Annotated in this window: 15 protein-coding genes; 4 read left to right on the top strand and 11 right to left on the bottom strand. The window is 60.3% G+C overall.

Annotated features, from left to right (window positions below; genetic code table 11):
- Positions 1–93: 93 nt before the first annotated feature.
- From ACQ7C1_RS01135 to ACQ7C1_RS01120, 4 genes are all read right to left on the bottom strand, one after another.
- Positions 94–1,821, bottom strand: a complete 1,728-nt coding sequence (locus ACQ7C1_RS01135) for an acetyl/propionyl/methylcrotonyl-CoA carboxylase subunit alpha (protein WP_430956998.1) — start codon at positions 1,819–1,821, stop codon at positions 94–96.
- Positions 1,818–3,434, bottom strand: a complete 1,617-nt coding sequence (locus tag ACQ7C1_RS01130; protein WP_430956997.1) for a 5-oxoprolinase/urea amidolyase family protein — start codon at positions 3,432–3,434, stop codon at positions 1,818–1,820. The genes ACQ7C1_RS01135 and ACQ7C1_RS01130 overlap by 4 nt, the downstream gene beginning before the upstream one ends.
- A gap of 149 nt (positions 3,435–3,583) precedes the next feature.
- On the bottom strand, positions 3,584–4,351 hold the full coding sequence (locus ACQ7C1_RS01125; protein ID WP_097600377.1) for a LamB/YcsF family protein: 768 nt from the start codon (positions 4,349–4,351) through the stop codon (positions 3,584–3,586).
- A gap of 74 nt (positions 4,352–4,425) precedes the next feature.
- Positions 4,426–5,682: an NRAMP family divalent metal transporter gene (locus tag ACQ7C1_RS01120; protein WP_183702757.1), complete on the bottom strand. Its 1,257-nt coding sequence runs from the start codon at positions 5,680–5,682 to the stop codon at positions 4,426–4,428.
- Positions 5,683–6,020: 338 nt separating this feature from the next.
- Here ACQ7C1_RS01120 and ACQ7C1_RS01115 point away from each other — a divergent pair, with 338 nt between their 5' ends.
- Complete coding sequence (locus ACQ7C1_RS01115; RefSeq protein WP_183702789.1) at positions 6,021–6,683, top strand: GntR family transcriptional regulator; 663 nt, start codon at positions 6,021–6,023, stop codon at positions 6,681–6,683.
- Positions 6,684–6,788: 105 nt separating this feature from the next.
- Here ACQ7C1_RS01115 and ACQ7C1_RS01110 read toward each other — a convergent pair whose 3' ends face one another.
- From ACQ7C1_RS01110 to ACQ7C1_RS01090, 5 genes are all read right to left on the bottom strand, one after another.
- The gene (locus tag ACQ7C1_RS01110) at positions 6,789–7,607 is read right to left on the bottom strand and encodes an ABC transporter permease (RefSeq protein WP_221157658.1); all 819 of its coding nucleotides are present in this window, start codon (positions 7,605–7,607) and stop codon (positions 6,789–6,791) included.
- A gap of 3 nt (positions 7,608–7,610) precedes the next feature.
- Positions 7,611–8,522, bottom strand: coding sequence for an ABC transporter permease subunit (locus ACQ7C1_RS01105; protein WP_221157659.1), 912 nt, complete (start codon positions 8,520–8,522; stop codon positions 7,611–7,613).
- A gap of 4 nt (positions 8,523–8,526) precedes the next feature.
- Positions 8,527–9,669 carry an ABC transporter ATP-binding protein gene (locus ACQ7C1_RS01100; protein ID WP_221157660.1) on the bottom strand — a complete coding sequence of 381 codons (1,143 nt, stop codon included), beginning with the start codon at positions 9,667–9,669 and terminating at the stop codon, positions 8,527–8,529.
- A 90-nt stretch (positions 9,670–9,759) separates the two neighbouring features.
- Complete coding sequence (locus ACQ7C1_RS01095) at positions 9,760–10,857, bottom strand: polyamine ABC transporter substrate-binding protein (protein ID WP_097600375.1); 1,098 nt, start codon at positions 10,855–10,857, stop codon at positions 9,760–9,762.
- A 126-nt stretch (positions 10,858–10,983) separates the two neighbouring features.
- On the bottom strand, positions 10,984–12,393 hold the full coding sequence (locus tag ACQ7C1_RS01090; protein WP_430956996.1) for a helix-turn-helix domain-containing protein: 1,410 nt from the start codon (positions 12,391–12,393) through the stop codon (positions 10,984–10,986).
- A gap of 192 nt (positions 12,394–12,585) precedes the next feature.
- Here ACQ7C1_RS01090 and aceA point away from each other — a divergent pair, with 192 nt between their 5' ends.
- Positions 12,586–13,875, top strand: a complete 1,290-nt coding sequence (gene aceA, locus ACQ7C1_RS01085; protein ID WP_430956995.1) for an isocitrate lyase — start codon at positions 12,586–12,588, stop codon at positions 13,873–13,875.
- Between the two features lie 20 nt (positions 13,876–13,895).
- The gene (locus tag ACQ7C1_RS01080; protein WP_064800722.1) at positions 13,896–14,132 is read left to right on the top strand and encodes an SMc00767 family acetate metabolism repressor; all 237 of its coding nucleotides are present in this window, start codon (positions 13,896–13,898) and stop codon (positions 14,130–14,132) included.
- 110 nt (positions 14,133–14,242) lie between these two features.
- Here ACQ7C1_RS01080 and ACQ7C1_RS01075 read toward each other — a convergent pair whose 3' ends face one another.
- Positions 14,243–15,112, bottom strand: a complete 870-nt coding sequence (locus tag ACQ7C1_RS01075) for a LysR family transcriptional regulator (RefSeq protein ID WP_430956994.1) — start codon at positions 15,110–15,112, stop codon at positions 14,243–14,245.
- A gap of 90 nt (positions 15,113–15,202) precedes the next feature.
- On the opposite strand from ACQ7C1_RS01075, the gene ACQ7C1_RS01070 reads away from it, so the two are divergent.
- Positions 15,203–15,451 (top strand): hypothetical protein, encoded by a 249-nt coding sequence (locus ACQ7C1_RS01070; RefSeq protein WP_430956993.1) that lies wholly within the window; start codon positions 15,203–15,205, stop codon positions 15,449–15,451.
- Here the strand turns inward: ACQ7C1_RS01070 and ACQ7C1_RS01065 are convergent.
- Positions 15,424–17,271 carry a methyl-accepting chemotaxis protein gene (locus ACQ7C1_RS01065; protein WP_430956992.1) on the bottom strand — a complete coding sequence of 616 codons (1,848 nt, stop codon included), beginning with the start codon at positions 17,269–17,271 and terminating at the stop codon, positions 15,424–15,426. The genes ACQ7C1_RS01070 and ACQ7C1_RS01065 overlap by 28 nt on opposite strands.
- Positions 17,272–17,332: the final 61 nt, after the last annotated feature.

The raw sequence follows: 17,332 nt of genomic DNA, 5'->3' as shown, positions 1-17,332 counted from the left end.
GCCGGAGCATTCCGAGCAAGACCAGCCTGCGCCGGGGACGATCGGTTAATTACCAATCGTATGGCGGCGGTAGATCGACCGTGCTCCTTCATACTATTCAAGCGCCATGAGCGACACGCCAGCCTGCAGATAGTCGCCTTCCTTTACAAGAAGGTGGACCTTGCCCGCCTTCGGGGCAGCGATCTGTGTTTCCATCTTCATGGCCTCCATCACCGCCAGGAGATCACCTTCGGCAACAGTAGCGCCATCCTCTACCTTGAAGGATTGCAGCGTTCCGGAAACTGGTGCCACAACGCCTTCTTCCTTTTTTTGACCGTTCGCATCGGCTGCGGCGGTGTCGATCTGACCGGCCGTGCTAAGACCAGATAACAATATGTTTGGCAGTCCAACTTTTACGCGCTTGCCGTCAATCTCCAGCCATGTGTGGGTCATGGATGGGTCGTTTGCCGGTTCGGGACGTTCCATCGCGTCTGGCATGGCGGCAAAGTCAGTCTCGATCCATCGCGTATGCACCTTGAAACCATCGCTGCCGATGAAGTCTTTGGTTTCGATGGCCGCACGGTGGAACGGCAGGACGGTTGCCACGCCCTCGATGCGGAATTCTTTCAAGGCGCGGCGGGCACGGCGCAGCACTTCGTCTCGGTCTGAGCCGCTTACGATGAGCTTCGCCATCAGCGAATCGAACACGCCCGGAATGCTTGAACCGCCCACGACGCCGCTGTCCACACGGATTCCAGGGCCGGAAGGCGCGTCGAAAACCGAGATGGAGCCGGGCGTCGGCAGGAAGCCCCGGCCGGGGTCTTCGGCGTTGATGCGAAACTCCATGGAATGGCCACGCGGTTCCGGCGTATCGAGGACAGGCAGCTTATGGCCCTCTGCGATGCGAAATTGTTCGATGACCAGATCGATGCCAGTCGTTTCTTCGGTTACGGGATGTTCCACCTGAAGCCGAGTATTGACTTCGAGGAAGGAAATCGTCCCGTCAACGCCGAGCAGGAATTCAACGGTACCGGCACCTGAATAGCCTGCAGCCGCGCAGATTGATTTCGCCGCCTCGTGGATCTTGCGCCGCTGCTCCTTGGACAAGAAAGGTGCCGGCGCTTCTTCGATCAGTTTCTGGTTCCGGCGCTGTAGCGAGCAATCTCGCGTTCCAAGAACGAGAACATTGCCGTGCTTGTCCGCAACGACCTGCGCTTCGATGTGGCGGGGTCGATCGAGGAAACGTTCGAGGAAACATTCGCCGCGACCAAAGGCGGCGGTTGCTTCACGAACGGCGGAGTCGTAGAGATCAGTGATCTCCTCCATTTTCCACGCGACCTTCAGGCCGCGACCGCCGCCGCCGTGAGCCGCCTTGATGGCAACAGGAAGGCCATATTCCTCGGCAAAGGCGATGACTTCTGCTGCGGAGGAGACTGGACCATCGCTTCCCGCGACCAACGGTGCACCTACGCTGGTGGCAATGCGTCGCGCCTCCACCTTGTCGCCGAGCGCTTCAATGACCTGGGGGTCCGGGCCGATCCAGGTCAACCCGGCATCCATTACCGCTTGCGCAAATTCGGCGCGCTCGGAGAGAAAACCATAACCGGGGTGTACGGCGTCTGCGCCGGCGCGTTTTGCAATGGCGATCAGCTTGGAAATGTCAAGATAGGTTTCCGCAGGGCGGATACCTTCAAGTGCATAAGCCTCATCGGCCAGGCGCACAAAAAGTGCGTCTTGATCAGGGTCGGCATAAACGGCGACGGACTGGATACCGTAGTCGCAGCAGGCGCGGATGATGCGCACCGCGATCTCGCCCCGATTGGCAATCAGTACTTTCTTCATCGCTGTTCTCCTCGGAATTCTGGGTTCTCGCGCGCCGATATTTCGGCGAATGGGCCAATTGGCCGGAACCTGATTTTTGCGTTCACCGGAATCTGACCCGCAAGATCAAGGTGATAATTGGCGACTGCGCCGATAACCGGATAACCGCCGGTCAACGGGTGATCGTTAAGGAACAGGACCGGCTGGCCGCTGTGAGGTATCTGGATGGCGCCTGTCGCAGTACCTTCGCTTGCCAGTTCGGCGCTATCCTTCCGTTCGACCGGAATGTCGCCAGCCAGCCGGATGCCGACGCGGTTCGACTGTGGCGTCACCTGCCATAGCTGGCCTGTCAGGGTCTCGAGTCCCCTTTGCGTGAACCAGTCCGTGCGAGGACCCAGAACCACATCGAGTGTTACCACATCGCCAGGCCGCGGTGGGCCGAACGCCGGTACCTCGTCGATCGAAACGCTCGAAAGGCCTGAGTTCACGAGATTTAAAAAGAGGGTTGAGCCAGCAGTGACCGGCTGCGGGCCGACAATCGCCAACGTATCGGTTGCAACGCTGCCAAGAACAGGTTCGACCTTGAAACCGCCGCGCACAGCAAGATAGCTGCGCATGCCCTTCAGCGGTTGGCCAAAGGTCACCACATCGCCGGGCTCCAGGGATACCGGGGCATAAGCTTCGGCAGTGAATGTGCGTCCGGCTGCGGTTTTGATCGTGATCGAGCCGAGCGCTCCGGCAGCACCAATAACGGTCCGGCTTGAGCTTTTGAAGGAAAAACCGCCGAGCGTCAGTTCAAGACAGGGTGTGTTGGCGGGATTGCCGACAATGCGGTTAGCGGCATTGAAAGCACTGCGATCAAGCGCTCCGGCTGCCGAGATGCCCTGCCCGGTTTGGCCGAAGCGTCCGAGATCCTGAAACAGCGCCGGCATCGGTGCCGCAAGAACCTCGAAGTGTGGTGCGGTCCTGCCTGTTTTCGCCTTATCTTTACGCGGCGTCGTGGAGGCAACAGAAACGGTGTTGCCTGCCATATTGAGGAAGCGGACGCGATAACCGGGCTGGAGAAGCGCGCCTGGATCGCGATCGATATCCCACATCTTCAATGGCGTTGTGCCGATGATCTGCCAGCCACCGGGGCTGTTTTGCGGGTAGACGCCGCTGAAAGCGCCGGCAAGCCCGACGGAGCCAGCGGGTATACGGGTACGCGGGCTTTGGCGGCGTGGTACGTGAAGCGCGGGGTCGCCACCGACGAGATAACCGAAACCGGGCGCAAAACCACAAAAGGCGACAATGAACTCGCTTTCGGTGTGCCGACGGATGACCTCTTCAACACTCAGGCCGGTCAATTCAGCGACGTCGCCGAGATCTTCACCGTCGTAACGAACGGGAATTTCGACGAGATTTTCCGAGGCGGCGATTTTGGCCGAGAGATCGCGGGTCGCAAGCCTGCTTGCCAGTGTCTCGCCGCTAATTCTCTCTGGGCGAAAATGGATCATCAGCGTCCGGGCCGCCGGAACTGTTTCTTCGATACCTTCGATCGGATCGGCTTGAAGGGAGGCGAACAAAGCAAGCGTCTGGTCAAGATCGGCCAGTTCGACAAGCAGGGTGGTGAGGCTGACCGGAAGAAAACGCATTCTGTTCTCACACGTGATCGGCAGAATCGGAAATGTCGGCTACGAACATGTGGCTCGGTGCACGGGTTGTGGCGAAGCGAACGCCGGAGGCCATGATGGCTGCCACGGCTTGCCTCAGGCAAGAGGCGGGAATGATCATGCGCTGTTCCTCAAATGGCGGGCGTGAACGAACGGATTTCGACGCCTTCCAGTTCGAAACGGCGGCGGACTTCCTGTGCTATGGCAACGGCGTCGGGGCTGTCGCCATGAACACAGATGGATTGCGCTTCGATCTTGATGGTGCTGCCGTCGATGGCCTCAAGCGTGCCTTCACGGGCAAGCTGCAACATGCGCTCGGCGATATGGGTGGCGTCGTGCAGCACCGCACCGGCTTGGCGACGGGAGACCAATTGTCCCTGCGGAGTATAGGCTCGGTCGGCAAAGGCTTCTGCGACAACAACGAGCCCCTCCTTGCGGGCGAGATCAAGAATGGGTGCGCCGGCAAGGCCCACTAGGATTAAGGAAGGATCGACGGCCTTTATGGCGTCGATGACGGCCCGTCCCTGTTTTGAGTCGTTCGCGATACGATTATAGAGTGCGCCGTGTGGCTTCACGTAACGAACGGTCGTGCGAGCGGCTGCGGCAACGCCCTTCAGCGCGCCGATCTGATATATGACGTCGGCAATCAGTTCTTCAGAGGTGGCATCGAGATCGCGGCGGCCGAAGCCGACGCGATCCGGGTAGGAGACATGCGCGCCGACCGCGACGCCCTTCTCAGCAGCACCCTTGACTGTGCGGTAGATCCCGGCCGGATCACCGGCATGAAAACCGCAGGCAATGTTGGCGCTGGAAACAACGGCGAGCATTGCGGCATCATCCCCCATGCTCCAAGCGCCGTAACCTTCGCCAAGATCGCTGTTGAGATCGATAACGGCCATCATGATATTCCTCCTGAAGCAGTGGACTTGCGTGGCCACACCAATATGGCCGGCTAGAATTCGGGTGGATGATTTTAATAGCCGAGCAGCGCGAAGATAGGGCCAACGGACTTGTAGGCCATGTACCAGGTCAGGCAGCAGGCGAGTGCACCAAGGCCCAAGAGCCAACGAGGATATTGGTATCCATGCATCAGGTCTGCGCGCTTCCAGGCTGCGAACAACAGGATCGAAAGACCGATGGGCAACACGAGACCGTTCAGACCGCCGACGAACACAAGCATAGCGGCTGGCGGGGTGGTGACAAGCATATAGGCGATCAGCGAGATGCAGATAAAACCAACTGTCGACAAGTTACGTTGCCGCTCGCTCATATCCGACTTGAAGGCCGTGAGGAACGAGACCGACGTGTACGCTGCGCCGATAATGCTGGTTAGCGCAGAAGCAAGGAAGACTGCGCCGAACAGGCGGAAGCCGATGTCGCCGGCCGCGGCATGGAAGGCCTGGCCTGCCGGATTTGCTGCTTTGCCGGACAGGTCGATGACCGCTCCAGAGGCAACGACGCCGAGAACGGCCAGGAACAGGATATAGCGCAACACTCCGGTGATAGCGATGCCGCTCAGCGCCGCGCGATTGACCGCGCTGATGTTTTCGACTCCGACCGTTCCCTTGTCGAGCAGGCGATGTGCACCGGCATACGTAATGTAGCCGCCGATCGTGCCGCCCACGATCGTGGTGATGGTGGCAAAGTCAATTGTGGATGGCAGGAACGTCTGGTGGAAAGCATCAGCGACCGGGGGACCGGAAACGACTGCAGCATAAAGAATAAGTGCAAGTTTGACGAAGGCGGCGACGAAGACCACGCGATCCATCGCCACACCGGCACGGCGCGAAACGAAGATGCCGATGGCAACAAGGGCGCCGATCGCGCCGCCGATCTTCGGATCGAGACCGATCATGGCATTGAGGCCAAGCCCTGCCCCTCCGATGTTGCCAATATTGAAGAACAGGCCACCGATAATCACCAGAACGGCCAGCAGATAACCCGAACCCGGAATTGCCGCGTTGGCAACTGCCGGCGCCCGCATGCGGGTCACCGTTACAATACGCCAGACATTTGCCTGGACGACGAAGTCGATCAAGATGGAAACGATGATCGCGAAGGCAAAGGCTGCTCCGAGCTTAACGGTGAAATTGGCCGTCTGTGTGATGAAGCCCGGTCCTACGGCTGCCATCGACATCAGGAACATTGCGGAAAGTAAGGCGTAGCGCTGCGCTTTGGCGCTTTGCACAGTCGCAACCTGGCGGCCGTGCGCGAGCTCGGTCTGCTGCATGGAAGTTTCTCCGTTTATCGTCACCCGCCCCTCGCGGATGCTTTTAGCACTCCCATCATGATCCGCTCTGCAACGTTGTCAAGATTGTTCAACGATAATTATTTATCGTTCTGCCAAAATACGAAAAAAATGAGGGTCTTTCTCATATTGTTGATCGAGACACAAATATCTTGATCAGAGACATCTTCAGCGCGATGGGAGCAGGCGAAGACGTACCTAACAGATTGTTCAACGATCAAATTACATCGTTTACTGAAACCGCACTGATTTCCCCTTCCAGTCGCCCATTTTAATGGTATGCAATGGCCGAATATCCCCATGCGGCAGAAGAGGTTTCGGTGACCGAAAAAGCTGAGAGTCAGCCCTTGGCAGACCGATTGGCGAAGCGCATCCGCGCTTTGTTGATCTCCGGTGAATTGTTACCTGGGCAGCGGGTGTCTGAAGCAGGCTTCAGTGATCGGTTTGAAGTGTCGCGTAACTCACTCCGCGAGGCCTTTCGGCTGCTTACCAAGGACGGATTGCTCCGCCACGAGACCAACCGGGGTGTATTTGTAGCAACACCGAATGTGGCTTCTATCATGGACATCTACCGAGTTCGCCGGATGTTGGAGTGCGGCGCGCTTCGGCAAGCCTGGCGACTTCATCCTGCGGTCAAAGCGATGCGCGAGGCTGTGGAGGAGGCGGAGACCAAGCGTGAAGAGCAGGACTGGCATGCAGTAGGAAGTGCGAACATGAAATTTCACAGCGCGATCGTGGACCTGGCAGACAGCGCACGGCTTAGCGATTTCTACGAACGCGTTGCAGCAGAGTTGCGCCTTGGGTTCGGGCTTCTGGATAATCTGGAGCAACTTCACGCACCGTTCATTGATATGAACAAGACTATCGTTACCCTGACAGAAAAAGGTGAGAACAGTCAGGCGTGTCACGAGATGGAGACCTACCTCAATCTGTCCGAGCGAGCACTTTTAAAGGCGTTCGAGCGGGCATCCTATCTCGGCTGAGATTTCACAACGATGCGCTCTCGGCGACATCGGTGAACGAAGTCAAACGTTCATGTCGTCAGCGACCGCCAGCCAGCCCTGCTGGAGTTCTTCGTTTTCGTTGGATCAGGCGCCGGCAGCAGCCGCCCACTCATCGCGCTCGCGCTGCACTTCGCGGCGCTTGGTGACGATCGATGCGCAGATAACGCCGACCGCGACGATGGCGATCAGGATCGTGCAGATCGCGTTGATCTCGGGCGTCACCCCAAGGCGCACCTGGCTATAGATCTTCATCGGCAGTGTGGTGGCGCCGGGGCCGGAGGTGAAGCTTGCAATCACGAGGTCGTCGAGCGACAGCGTGAAAGCCAGGATCCAGCCCGAAAACACCGCCGGCGAGATGATCGGCAGCGTGATCTCGAAGAAGGTCCGCACAGGCGGCGCACCCAGATCCTGGGCGGCTTCCTCAATGGACTGGTCGAAGCTCAAGAGCCGTGATTGCACGACAACGGCGACGAAGCACATGGTCAGCGTCGTATGCGCCAGCGTGATCGTCCAGAAGCCGCGGTCGAAGCCGATCGCCACGAAGAGCAGCAGCAGCGACAGACCGGTGATGACTTCCGGCATGACGAGCGGCGCATAGACCATTCCCGAAAAGAGCATGCGGCCGCGGAAGCGGCTATAGCGCACCAGCGTCAGCGCCGCCATCGTGCCGAGGATGGTCGCGAAGGTGGCCGACAGCAGACCGACGCGGATCGTCACCCAGGCGGCGTCGAGCAGGGCCTGGTTCGAGAGCAGCGAGACATACCATTTGGTGGAGAAGCCACCCCAGACGGTGACGAGCTTCGATTCGTTGAAGGAAAAGACCACCAGCAGCACGATCGGCAGATAGAGGAAGGCAAAGCCGAGCACGACGGAGATGATGTTGAAACGGGTCCATCTCAGCATGGCTTACTTCCCCCGCTCTTCGGCCTTGGCCTGGACATTCTGGAAGAAAACGATCGGGATCACCAGGATCATCAGCAGGATGGTTGCGACCGCCGAGGAGACCGGCCAGTCTCTGTTCGCGTTGAATTCGTTCCAGAGCGTCTTGCCGATCATCAGCGTCTGCGAACCGCCGAGAAGATCGGGAATGACGAACTCGCCGACGGCAGGGATGAAGACCAGCATGCAGCCGGCAACCACACCGGGGATCGACAGTGGGAAGGTGACGCGCCAGAAGGCCTGGATCGGCGTGCAGCCGAGATCCTGCGCTGCCTCGATCAGCGTGCCGTCCATCTTTTCGAGCGCCGAATAGAGCGGCAGCACCATGAAGGGCAGATAGGAATAGACGATGCCGATATAGACGGCGGTGGTGGTGTTGAGGATGATCAATGGGCTGTCGATCACATGCAGCGACAGGAGAAGCTGGTTCAGCAGCCCTTCGGGCTTCAGGATAGCGATCCAGGCGTAAACGCGGATCAGGAAGCTCGTCCAGAACGGCAGGATGACGAGCATCAAAAGCGTCGGCCGGATGCGGCGCGGGGCCTGAGCCATGCCATAGGCGATCGGATAGGCGATCAGCAGCATCAGCAAGGTCGAGACCGCCGCGATGATGACGCTCGAGAGATAAGCGTTGAAATAGAGCGGATCGTCGGTGAGATAGCCGTAATTATCGAAGGAAAAGGTCGCGACCTTGCTCCAGAAACCACTCCAGCCATCGGCAAAGGAGAAGACCGGCTCATAGGGCGGGATGGCGATTGCCGTCGTCGACAGGGAAATACGGAAGACGATGAAGAACGGCGCCAGAAAGAAGAGCAGCAGCCAAGCATAGGGGATGATGATGACGAGACGGTTGTAAAGGCGAGATGCGAAAGTTTCCATAGCCTCAGTCCTTCAGCAGCACGCCGCCATTCTCGTCGAACGAAACCCAGACCTCCTGATCATAGGTGAAAGGGTCTTCGACGGAACGCTGCGCGTTGAGGGAAGAGGCTCTGACGAATTTGCCGCCCGGCAGCTTGATGTGGAAGACGGTCATGTCGCCGAGATAGGCGATATCCCAGATCTCGCCCTTGGCGGCATTGACCGAGGCGTTCGCGGGGGCCGTGCGCGTCACGCGAATCTTTTCCGGGCGGATAGCAAAACCGACCGTGCTGCCGGTCGCCGGCGCCTCCGTGGCGGCAGTCCGGATTGTCAGGCCGCTTTCGACTGATATCTCGACCGCCCCGCTTCCTGACGTCGTCACCTTGCCGTCGAAGATATTCACGTCGCCGATGAAGTCCGCGACGAAGCGGCAATTCGGCGCCTCGTAGATTTCGCCCGGCGTTGCCACCTGCACGACCTGGCCGTGGCTCATGACCGCGATGCGGTCGGCCATGGTCATCGCCTCTTCCTGATCATGGGTGACCACAACGAAGGTGAGGCCGAGCGTCTGCTGCAGGTCCATCAGTTCGAACTGGGTTTCCTCGCGCAGCTTCTTGTCGAGCGCGCCGAGCGGTTCATCGAGCAGCAGCACTTTCGGGCGTTTGGCGAGCGAGCGGGCGAGCGCGACGCGTTGGCGCTGACCGCCGGAGAGCTGATTCGGTTTGCGTGAGGCAAACTGCTCCAGCTTTACGAGCTTCAGCATCTGCGTCACGCGCTCGACCATTTCGTCCTTAGGCATGCCGTCCTGCTTGAGGCCGAAGGCGATATTCCTCTCGACGGTCATATGCGGAAAAAGCGCGTAGGACTGGAACATCATATTGACCGGCCGCTTGTAGGGCGGCGTGCCGGCGAGATCGGTGCCATCGAGGATGATTTCGCCCGAGCTCGGCTGCTCGAAGCCGGCGAGCATGCGCAGAAGCGTCGACTTGCCGCAGCCGGAGGCGCCGAGCAGCGCGAAGAACTCGCGGTGATAAATGTTCAGCGACAGATCATCGACGGCGGTGAAATTGCCGAAACGTTTGGTGACATTCTTGAAGGCTATGAAAGGTTTTGCAGAAGGATCGGTCCAGGGTGCGAAGGCGCGGCGGATATTGCCCAAAGATTTCATCATATTCCCCGAGAATAAGTTTTCAGCCGGCCTCCACCCCGGGCCGGTAATTGAAAGGCCCGGACGTTTCCGTCCGGGCCTGGCATCGACTTACTGGCCGGTCACGACCTTCGTCCAGATCCGTGTGGCCGTGCGCTGCGTCTTCGGATCCCACGGCTTGACCGTAAAGAGGTTCTTCATCACCTCGTCGGTCGGATAGACGGCCGGATCTTCCAGCACTTCCTTGCTGACGAACTGCTGCGAGGCCTTGTTGCCGTTGGCATAGAAGGTGTGGTCGCTCGCCTTGGCGATGACCTCGGGCTTCATGAGGTAGTTCAGGAATTCGTGCGCCTCGGCCACATGCTTGGCATCGGCGGGGATTGCCATCATGTCGAACCACATCTGGGCGCCCTGCACGGGGATCGAATAGTTGACCTCGACGCCGTTCTTGGCCTCGGCCGCGCGGTCGCGGGCCTGCAGCATGTCGCCGGAATAGCCGAAGGCGATGCAGATATCGCCGTTGGCAAGGGCGTTGATATATTCGGAGGAGTGGAATTTGCGGATATAAGGGCGCACCGCCGTCAGCAATTCCTCGACCTTCTTGAAATCTTCGGGCTTGGTCGAGTTCGGATCGAGGCCGAGATAACGCAGCGCCGTGGTCATCACGTCCTTCGGCGTGTCGAGCACGTAGATGCCGCAATCCTTGAACTTCTCGGCCACCTTCGGGTCGAAGATCACTTCAAGACCTGGCTTGGCATCAGGCCCGAGGATTTCTGCGACCTTCTTGACGTTATAGCCGATCCCGTCGGTGCCCCACATGTAGTCGACAGCGTATTCGTTGCCCGGATCGTAGGCAGCGGTGCGCTCCTGGATCACATCCCACATGTTGGAAAGGTTCGGCAGCTTGGATTTGTCGAGTTTCTGGAAGACGCCCGCCTGGATCTGACGCTGCAGGAAGTCGGCCGTGGGAACGACGACGTCATAACCGGTGCCGCCGGCAAGCAGCTTGGTTTCGACAGTCTCATTGGAATCGAAAGTGTCGTAGACGACCTTGATGCCGGTTTCCTTGGTGAAATCGGCAAGGATGCTGTCGTCGATATAATCCGACCAGTTGTAGACGTTAACGACGCGCTCCTGCGCAACGGCCGGCGCGGCGGCAAGGAGCGCGGCGATGGCTGCGGCCGTCACGGTTGCGATGGTTGACCTCATGATTTCTCCTGTTTGTTCGAAGAGCCCGCATCCGCGGACATCTTTTCCCTCTGGTTTTGCCCGCAGACTAAGAAGGAATTTCTAACCCCACAAGCGCAAAAAACTGCGCCTTCAATCATTTCACAATCACTGGAAGTCGAAGGCGCTGAGGCCTGCCACCATCTCGTCCAGTCCGAGCGGCCGCGTTACCGGCGGCTCGGCGCGGGAAAGGCAGCCGCGCCGCTCGCAAAGACGACAGGCCGGGCCGATCGCAACCGGATCGAGCGCCGCCGCCTGCCCGTAGACCACGCCGTCTGCAAGAGCGGCATCGCAGCCGACCAAGATCGCGGTGCGTCTGATTCTTTCGCCGAATTCGACGCTCGGCCCCTCCAGGGTGCGCGCGACCGTCAGGAAGGACGCGCCATCCGGCATGACGACCGTCTCGGCAAGAATCTGGCCCGGCTGCAGGAAGGCGGCGTGGATATTGAGCTTCGGACAGCCGCCGCCGAAACGGGCCTGCGGAAAGCCTTGGGCGCCAGCTCGCCGCAGCCGATGGCCGGCCGCATCGATCTCGATCAGGAAGAAGGGGATTGCTGCCGCGCCAGGTCGCTGCAGCATCGTCAGACGCGTTGCCGCATGGCCGAAGGAGACGCCGAAACGCGCCCGAAGAATATCGATGTCGTAACGCGTCGCCTTGGCCGCCGAAAGGAAGGCTTCATAGGGCATGGCCAGCGCCAGTGCCGCAATGCGGGCAAGCTCGAAGCGGGCGATGCGGCGCGCCTCGGCGGAGGAAAGTTGGAGATCGTCGAGCTCGGCATCGATGGCCGGCAGCAAGGCAAGACTCGCGACCTCGACTGAGATTTCGTGCGCACGATCGGCCGGCGACAACCGCTCCGAAATGAAAAGCCGCATCGAATGACGATCGAAACGGCGGCGCAGATCCGGCATGACGTGCACGGGCAAGACGCGCACCGCAATGCCGCGTTCGGCGCGCAGCCAGTCCTTCAGCCCCGCCGCCAGATCGAGGCCGCCGGGCACAGTTGCAGCAAAGGCTTCCGCCGCGGCCTCAATCCGTCCGAAATAGCCCGATCGGCGCTCCAGCGCCTCGCGCAGCTCATCAAGCGGCAGCCGGCCGGCGGCAACGGGCGCATGCCCCTCGGCCGCCATCAGCGCCGTCAGATCGGACAGCCGCGCGGCCTGTTCGCGGTAGGCGCGATAGAGCTTGATCATCCCGCTTGCGGCATTCGGCGCCGCCTCGGCCACCTCCACCAATTCCTGGTCACCGGGCAGTTCGCCTGATAGCAACGGGTCGGCGAAGACCTCCTTCAGCTGACCGAGGCTGCCGCCGGTCTGCCCCCGCAACTCCTCCAGATCGATCCGGTAGACGGCCGCAAGCTTCAGGAGCAGCTGAACCGTCAACGGCCGCTGGTTGCGTTCGATCAGGTTCAGGTAGGAAGGCGAAATCTCCAGCGCCTCGGCCATGGCGGTCTGCGTCAGCGCCAGCGCATTGCGAATGCGCCGCAGTTTAGGGCCTGCGAAGATCTTCCGTTCCGCCATGTCACACCTTTGACAAAGAACAGGGTCGCTTAATTTACAAAATTTTACAACTTCACAGCGCCCCTCTGTCAATCCTCGTCATCTTAACCTCTTTCCGGTCCGAAAATCAAAGGTTTTTCTGGCCATAACGGCGCAAATTGTCAATCTTGTCATTCATTCACCCAATGACGATTTTCAGTGAGGAAAGCCCGCATGACCGATTTTTACAAGCTTGTCCCAAATGCTTCAGCAGGCCGCTTTGACGGTATCGAACGGCCCTATTCCGCCGCTGACGTGGAGCGGCTGAGAGGCTCGGTGGCGCTCAGCCATACGCTCGCCGAAATGGGGGCGGATCGCTTGTGGCAGCTCATTCATCAGGAGGACTTCGTCAATGCGCTCGGCGCGCTCTCCGGCAACCAAGCCATGCAGATGGTGCGCGCCGGGCTGAAGGCGATCTATCTCTCCGGCTGGCAGGTGGCGGCCGACGCCAATACCGCATCCGCGATGTATCCCGACCAGTCGCTTTATCCCGCCAATGCGGGGCCGGAACTCGCCAAGCGCATCAACCGCACGCTGCAGCGCGCCGATCAGATCGAGACCGCAGAGGGCAACGGCCTTTCCGTCGAGACCTGGTTTGCACCGATCGTCGCCGATGCGGAAGCCGGTTTCGGAGGACCGCTCAACGCCTTCGAGATCATGAAGGCCTATATCGAGGCGGGTGCGGCAGGCGTCCATTTCGAGGACCAACTCGCTTCGGAGAAGAAATGCGGCCATCTCGGCGGCAAGGTGCTGATTCCGACGGCCGCCCATATCCGCAATCTCGACGCCGCCCGGCTTGCTGCCGACGTCATGGGCGTGGCGACCCTGGTCATCGCCCGCACCGATGCGGAAGCAGCAAAACTGCTGACGTCTGATATCGATGAGCGCGACCAGCCCTTCGTCGACTATGATGCCGGGCGCACAGTCGAAGGCTTCTATCAGGTCAGAAACGGCATCGAGCCCTGCATCGCCCGTGCCGTCGCCTATGCGCCGCATTGCGACCTGATCTGGTGCGAGACCTCGAAGCCGGATCTGGAGCAGGCGCGCCGTTTTGCCGAGGGTGTGCACAGGGTCCATCCGGGCAAGCTGCTTGCCTATAATTGCTCGCCATCGTTCAACTGGAAGAAGAACCTCGACGAGGCGACGATCGCCAAGTTCCAGCGCGAGCTCGGCGCGATGGGCTACAAATTTCAGTTCATCACGCTCGCCGGCTTCCACCAGCTGAACTATGGCATGTACGAGCTGGCGCGCGGCTACAAGCAGCGGCAGATGTCGGCTTATTCCGAACTGCAGCAGGCCGAATTCGCCGCGGAGGTGAACGGCTATACCGCCACCAAACATCAACGCGAGGTCGGCACCGGCTATTTCGACGCCGTGTCGCTCGCCATCACCGGCGGCCGGTCTTCGACCACGGCGATGCACGATTCAACCGAACATGCGCAGTTCAAACCGGCTGCGGAATGACCCGAAGAGGAGGATAGATCATGGCATCCATCGCACGCGTCCGCGAACGGGCCGAAGAGCAGGCATCGAGCATGAGCGAGGATCAGCAGACGACGATCCGCATGCTCGCCAATGACCTGCATCGGCTGAACCAATCCGTCATGAAGGCCGTCGAGGCCGGCGTTTCTGTCGAACTGGTGCGCTCGGCCCGTCACCACGGCGGCGACGGCAACTGGGGCGACCTGTTGATCCCGGTCGTCGTCACCAACCGGCACTGACGAAATAGGCGGCAGCCCGGGCACTGCTCGGTTTGCGCTCGATCACAGCGTCCGCGCCGCGAAAGAATGCGCGGACGTCTTATAGTCTTTCAGTATTCCCGCCTTCGGTATCAGCCGCGGCTCGGACGCTTGCCGGCGAAAAGGTCGGCATAGCTTCTAACGAGCTTCGTCATGCGGTCGGCGACCGTGCGGATCTCCGGGCGATGGCGATCCTCGGCATTCATGACGATCCATTGACGATGACGCAATTCCGGCAATTCGCCGCCTTGGCGCTGCAATTCGGGATGGAGATCGCCGACGAAACAGGGAAGCACCGTCTTGCCGGCGCCGGCGCGCACCAGATCCGGCAGCGAGCGCGGCCGGTTGACGGTGGCGACGATATCAGCCGCGGCATGGGAATGCGGCCAGCGCAGATAGGCCGAGATCGCCTCCTCCTCGCCGACGGCAATCCAGCGCTCGTCGGTCTCGACTGCGTTTCGCCTGACATAGACGGCGTATGCCACCTCTCCAAGCTGGCGGGCGGCCAGATTGGGTTCCTCCGGCTCGAAAGCGCGAATGCCGATGTCGCTCTCGCGATAGGCAAGGCTTGCCCGCGCCTCGCCTATGGTGAGCGCAATGGCGAAGGCATCGCCCGGCATGCGGATGGCAGCGAAATTCTCCGTCAGAAGCCAGGCGACCCAGGTGCCTGCACTGATCCTAACTGTCGTGCCGCCCTCCCCGGACTGCCGCCAGGCTTCGACCTTGCGGGCGGCGGCCTCCATTTCCTGAAGGTGATCGAGCAGCGCCTGGCCATCCCGCGTCAGCCGATAACCTGTCTGGCTGCGGGAAAACAGGGTGCGGCCGACCTCCTGTTCTAGATCGAGCATGCGTCGGCCGATGGTCGCGGGGCTAAGACCGCTTGCGGAACTCGCCCCCGTCAGGCCGCCGAGCCGGGCCACCTGCAGGAAAAGCTGATAGGAATCCCAATTCGCGTTTTTCATTAGTGAAAAACATAGCGTGGATTTCCCTGTTTATGAAGAGAAATTCGCCGCTTAAATCAAGAGATGTCTTTGAGTAGGAAAGGACATCCCATGATCGACATGATCACCATCGCAGGCGTGCATGGATTTCGCCACCATCGCCCGCCGAGCAACAGCAAGGCGGATGAGGATCGATTCTATGACGAGTTCGGAGACAAGGGCACCATTCGCTTCGCCGCCTGGCTGACCTCGCTCGACCTCATCATCAGGCGCGTGGTGTCAAAGCGCCGCAAAGCTGCAGCGCAGTCTTGCGGCAGTCGCTGCCGGGTTCCTCAGGCGACTTTCCTTACGCCGAGGTGAGCGGCCGCGGGCTCGGTGCCAATACGGAAGCGTTCGATCAGCGCCATCAGCGTATCGGCCTCGCCGGCGAGCAGACGGCTTGCCTGCGTGGTCTCGGCAACCATCGACGCGTTCTTCTGGGTCATCTGGTCCATAGCGTTGACGGAGCCGTTGACCTCCTGCAGCGCGGCCGACTGATCGCGGCTGGCAGTGGCGATGGTCTCGACATGGCCGCTGATCGCGATGATCTCCTGGCTGATCGAGGCAAGAACGCCGCCGGTCTTCTGGACGAGTTCCGAGCCTGCCGTCACTTCCCGGCTCGACGTTTCGATCAACGACTTGATCTCGCGCGCCGCATCGGCCGAACGCTGGGCGAGTTCGCGGACTTCCTGGGCGACGACGGCAAAGCCTTTGCCCGCCTCGCCGGCCCGCGCCGCTTCGATGCCGGCATTCAGCGCCAGAAGGTTGGTCTGGAAGGCGATATCGTCGATCACCTCGATGATCTGCTCGATACGCTTCGAGGCCCCTTCGATACGCTCCATGGCGGCGACGGCATCGCCAACCACGGTGCCGGAATTGTCGGCCGTCTTCTTGGTCGCGGCCACGACGCTGTTGGCTTCGCGGGCACGCTCGGCGGAGGAGCGAACTGTCACTGTGATCTCCTCAACCGCGGCGGCGGTCTCCTCCAGGCTCGCCGCCTGCGCCTCGGTGCGTTTCGAAAGCTCGCCGGCGGAGGCCGAAACGGCGCTGCTGTTGCGCTGGATCGTCGAGGCGCTGTCGCGAATGCCGGAGAGCGTATCCTGAAGCCGCAGCAGGGACGCGTTGAAATCGACGCGCAGTTGTTCCAGCCGGCCGATAAAGGGCGTGCCGATGGTTTGCGAGACATCGCCCTGGGACAGGCGCCCGAGGCCGGCCGCAAGCTGGCTGACGGCAAAATCGATCTGGCTGTCGAGCGAGCGCTTGTCCGCGTCGTTGCGGGCGCGTTCCGCGTCGCTCAAGGCGCGCTGTTCGACTGCTTCGGTTTCCAGATCGCGCCTGGCGCGGGCGCTGTCGCGGAAAAGCGCCAGGGCTCGGCCGATATCGCCGAACTCGTTCTTCTTCTCAAGACAAGGGATCGTCCCTTCGAGATCGCCCGAGGAGATCGAGTGGACGCTGGCGGTCAGCGCCTGCAAAGGCTTCACCGACAGGCGGATCGCATAAAAGGCGAGAACACCGACGAGCAGCATGACGATGGCGCCGATGCCGAGAATCAGGATCTGCAGCTCATTCATGCGTTGGTAATAGAATTCCATCGGAATGCCGATGAAGAGAATACCGACATTGGCATTCGATGCGTTCTTGATCGGGAAATAGCCGGTCATGAACTTGCGGCCGAATAGCTCGGCCGGGCCGTAATAGGCCTCACCCCTGGCAAGAACCGGCTGAGCCGGGTGCTCGGCTGCGAGCTTGGTGCCGACGGCGCGCTCGCCGTTTTCTTTCTTGACGTTCGTGGAGATGCGGACGTAGTCGCTGCCCTGCTTCTGGAAAATGGTCGCTACGCCGGCGATCGACTGCGCGGTGCGATCGACAAGCGAATGATCGGCAAGGGCTGGAACCCCATCCTCGGTGACGGCGGAGAGCTGATTGTCCTTCACCTCAATCTTCGCCGCCGGATCAGCTGCGCCGTAAAGGACAGCCATGGCGCGGGCGGCATCCCTGGCGTCGGAGACGGCCCCGTCCATCACATGACGGCTGAGATTGTAATAGGTTGCGCCGACAATGGCGGCCGTGCTGATCGCCAGCAGAAACAGCGTGATCGCAACGATCTGTCGCACGATAGACGTAGAAAAAAGGCGCTGCATCGTAACCCCCGGCCGGCATGACAAATGCTAAATTAAGCCAAAAGCGTTAAGGAAAAATTTT

This window comes from Rhizobium sp. Nf11,1 (genome assembly GCF_050587665.1).
Classification (GTDB): Bacteria; Pseudomonadota; Alphaproteobacteria; order Rhizobiales; family Rhizobiaceae; genus Rhizobium.
The sequence above is the reverse complement of the archived record's forward strand: the minus strand, read 5'-3'. Positions and strand labels throughout refer to the sequence as shown.

Coding starts and splice junctions, on each gene's coding strand:
- ACQ7C1_RS01135 (WP_430956998.1), bottom strand. CDS start 1,821: ATGAAGAAAGTACTGATTGCCAATCGGGGCGAGATCGCGGTGCGCATC.
- ACQ7C1_RS01130 (WP_430956997.1), bottom strand. CDS start 3,434: ATGCGTTTTCTTCCGGTCAGCCTCACCACCCTGCTTGTCGAACTGGCC.
- ACQ7C1_RS01125 (WP_097600377.1), bottom strand. CDS start 4,351: ATGGCCGTTATCGATCTCAACAGCGATCTTGGCGAAGGTTACGGCGCT.
- ACQ7C1_RS01120 (WP_183702757.1), bottom strand. CDS start 5,682: ATGCAGCAGACCGAGCTCGCGCACGGCCGCCAGGTTGCGACTGTGCAA.
- ACQ7C1_RS01110 (WP_221157658.1), bottom strand. CDS start 7,607: ATGCTGAGATGGACCCGTTTCAACATCATCTCCGTCGTGCTCGGCTTT.
- ACQ7C1_RS01105 (WP_221157659.1), bottom strand. CDS start 8,522: ATGGAAACTTTCGCATCTCGCCTTTACAACCGTCTCGTCATCATCATC.
- ACQ7C1_RS01100 (WP_221157660.1), bottom strand. CDS start 9,669: ATGAAATCTTTGGGCAATATCCGCCGCGCCTTCGCACCCTGGACCGAT.
- ACQ7C1_RS01095 (WP_097600375.1), bottom strand. CDS start 10,857: ATGAGGTCAACCATCGCAACCGTGACGGCCGCAGCCATCGCCGCGCTC.
- ACQ7C1_RS01090 (WP_430956996.1), bottom strand. CDS start 12,393: ATGGCGGAACGGAAGATCTTCGCAGGCCCTAAACTGCGGCGCATTCGC.
- aceA (WP_430956995.1), top strand. CDS start 12,586: ATGACCGATTTTTACAAGCTTGTCCCAAATGCTTCAGCAGGCCGCTTT.
- ACQ7C1_RS01080 (WP_064800722.1), top strand. CDS start 13,896: ATGGCATCCATCGCACGCGTCCGCGAACGGGCCGAAGAGCAGGCATCG.
- ACQ7C1_RS01075 (WP_430956994.1), bottom strand. CDS start 15,112: ATGAAAAACGCGAATTGGGATTCCTATCAGCTTTTCCTGCAGGTGGCC.
- ACQ7C1_RS01070 (WP_430956993.1), top strand. CDS start 15,203: ATGATCGACATGATCACCATCGCAGGCGTGCATGGATTTCGCCACCAT.
- ACQ7C1_RS01065 (WP_430956992.1), bottom strand. CDS start 17,271: ATGCAGCGCCTTTTTTCTACGTCTATCGTGCGACAGATCGTTGCGATC.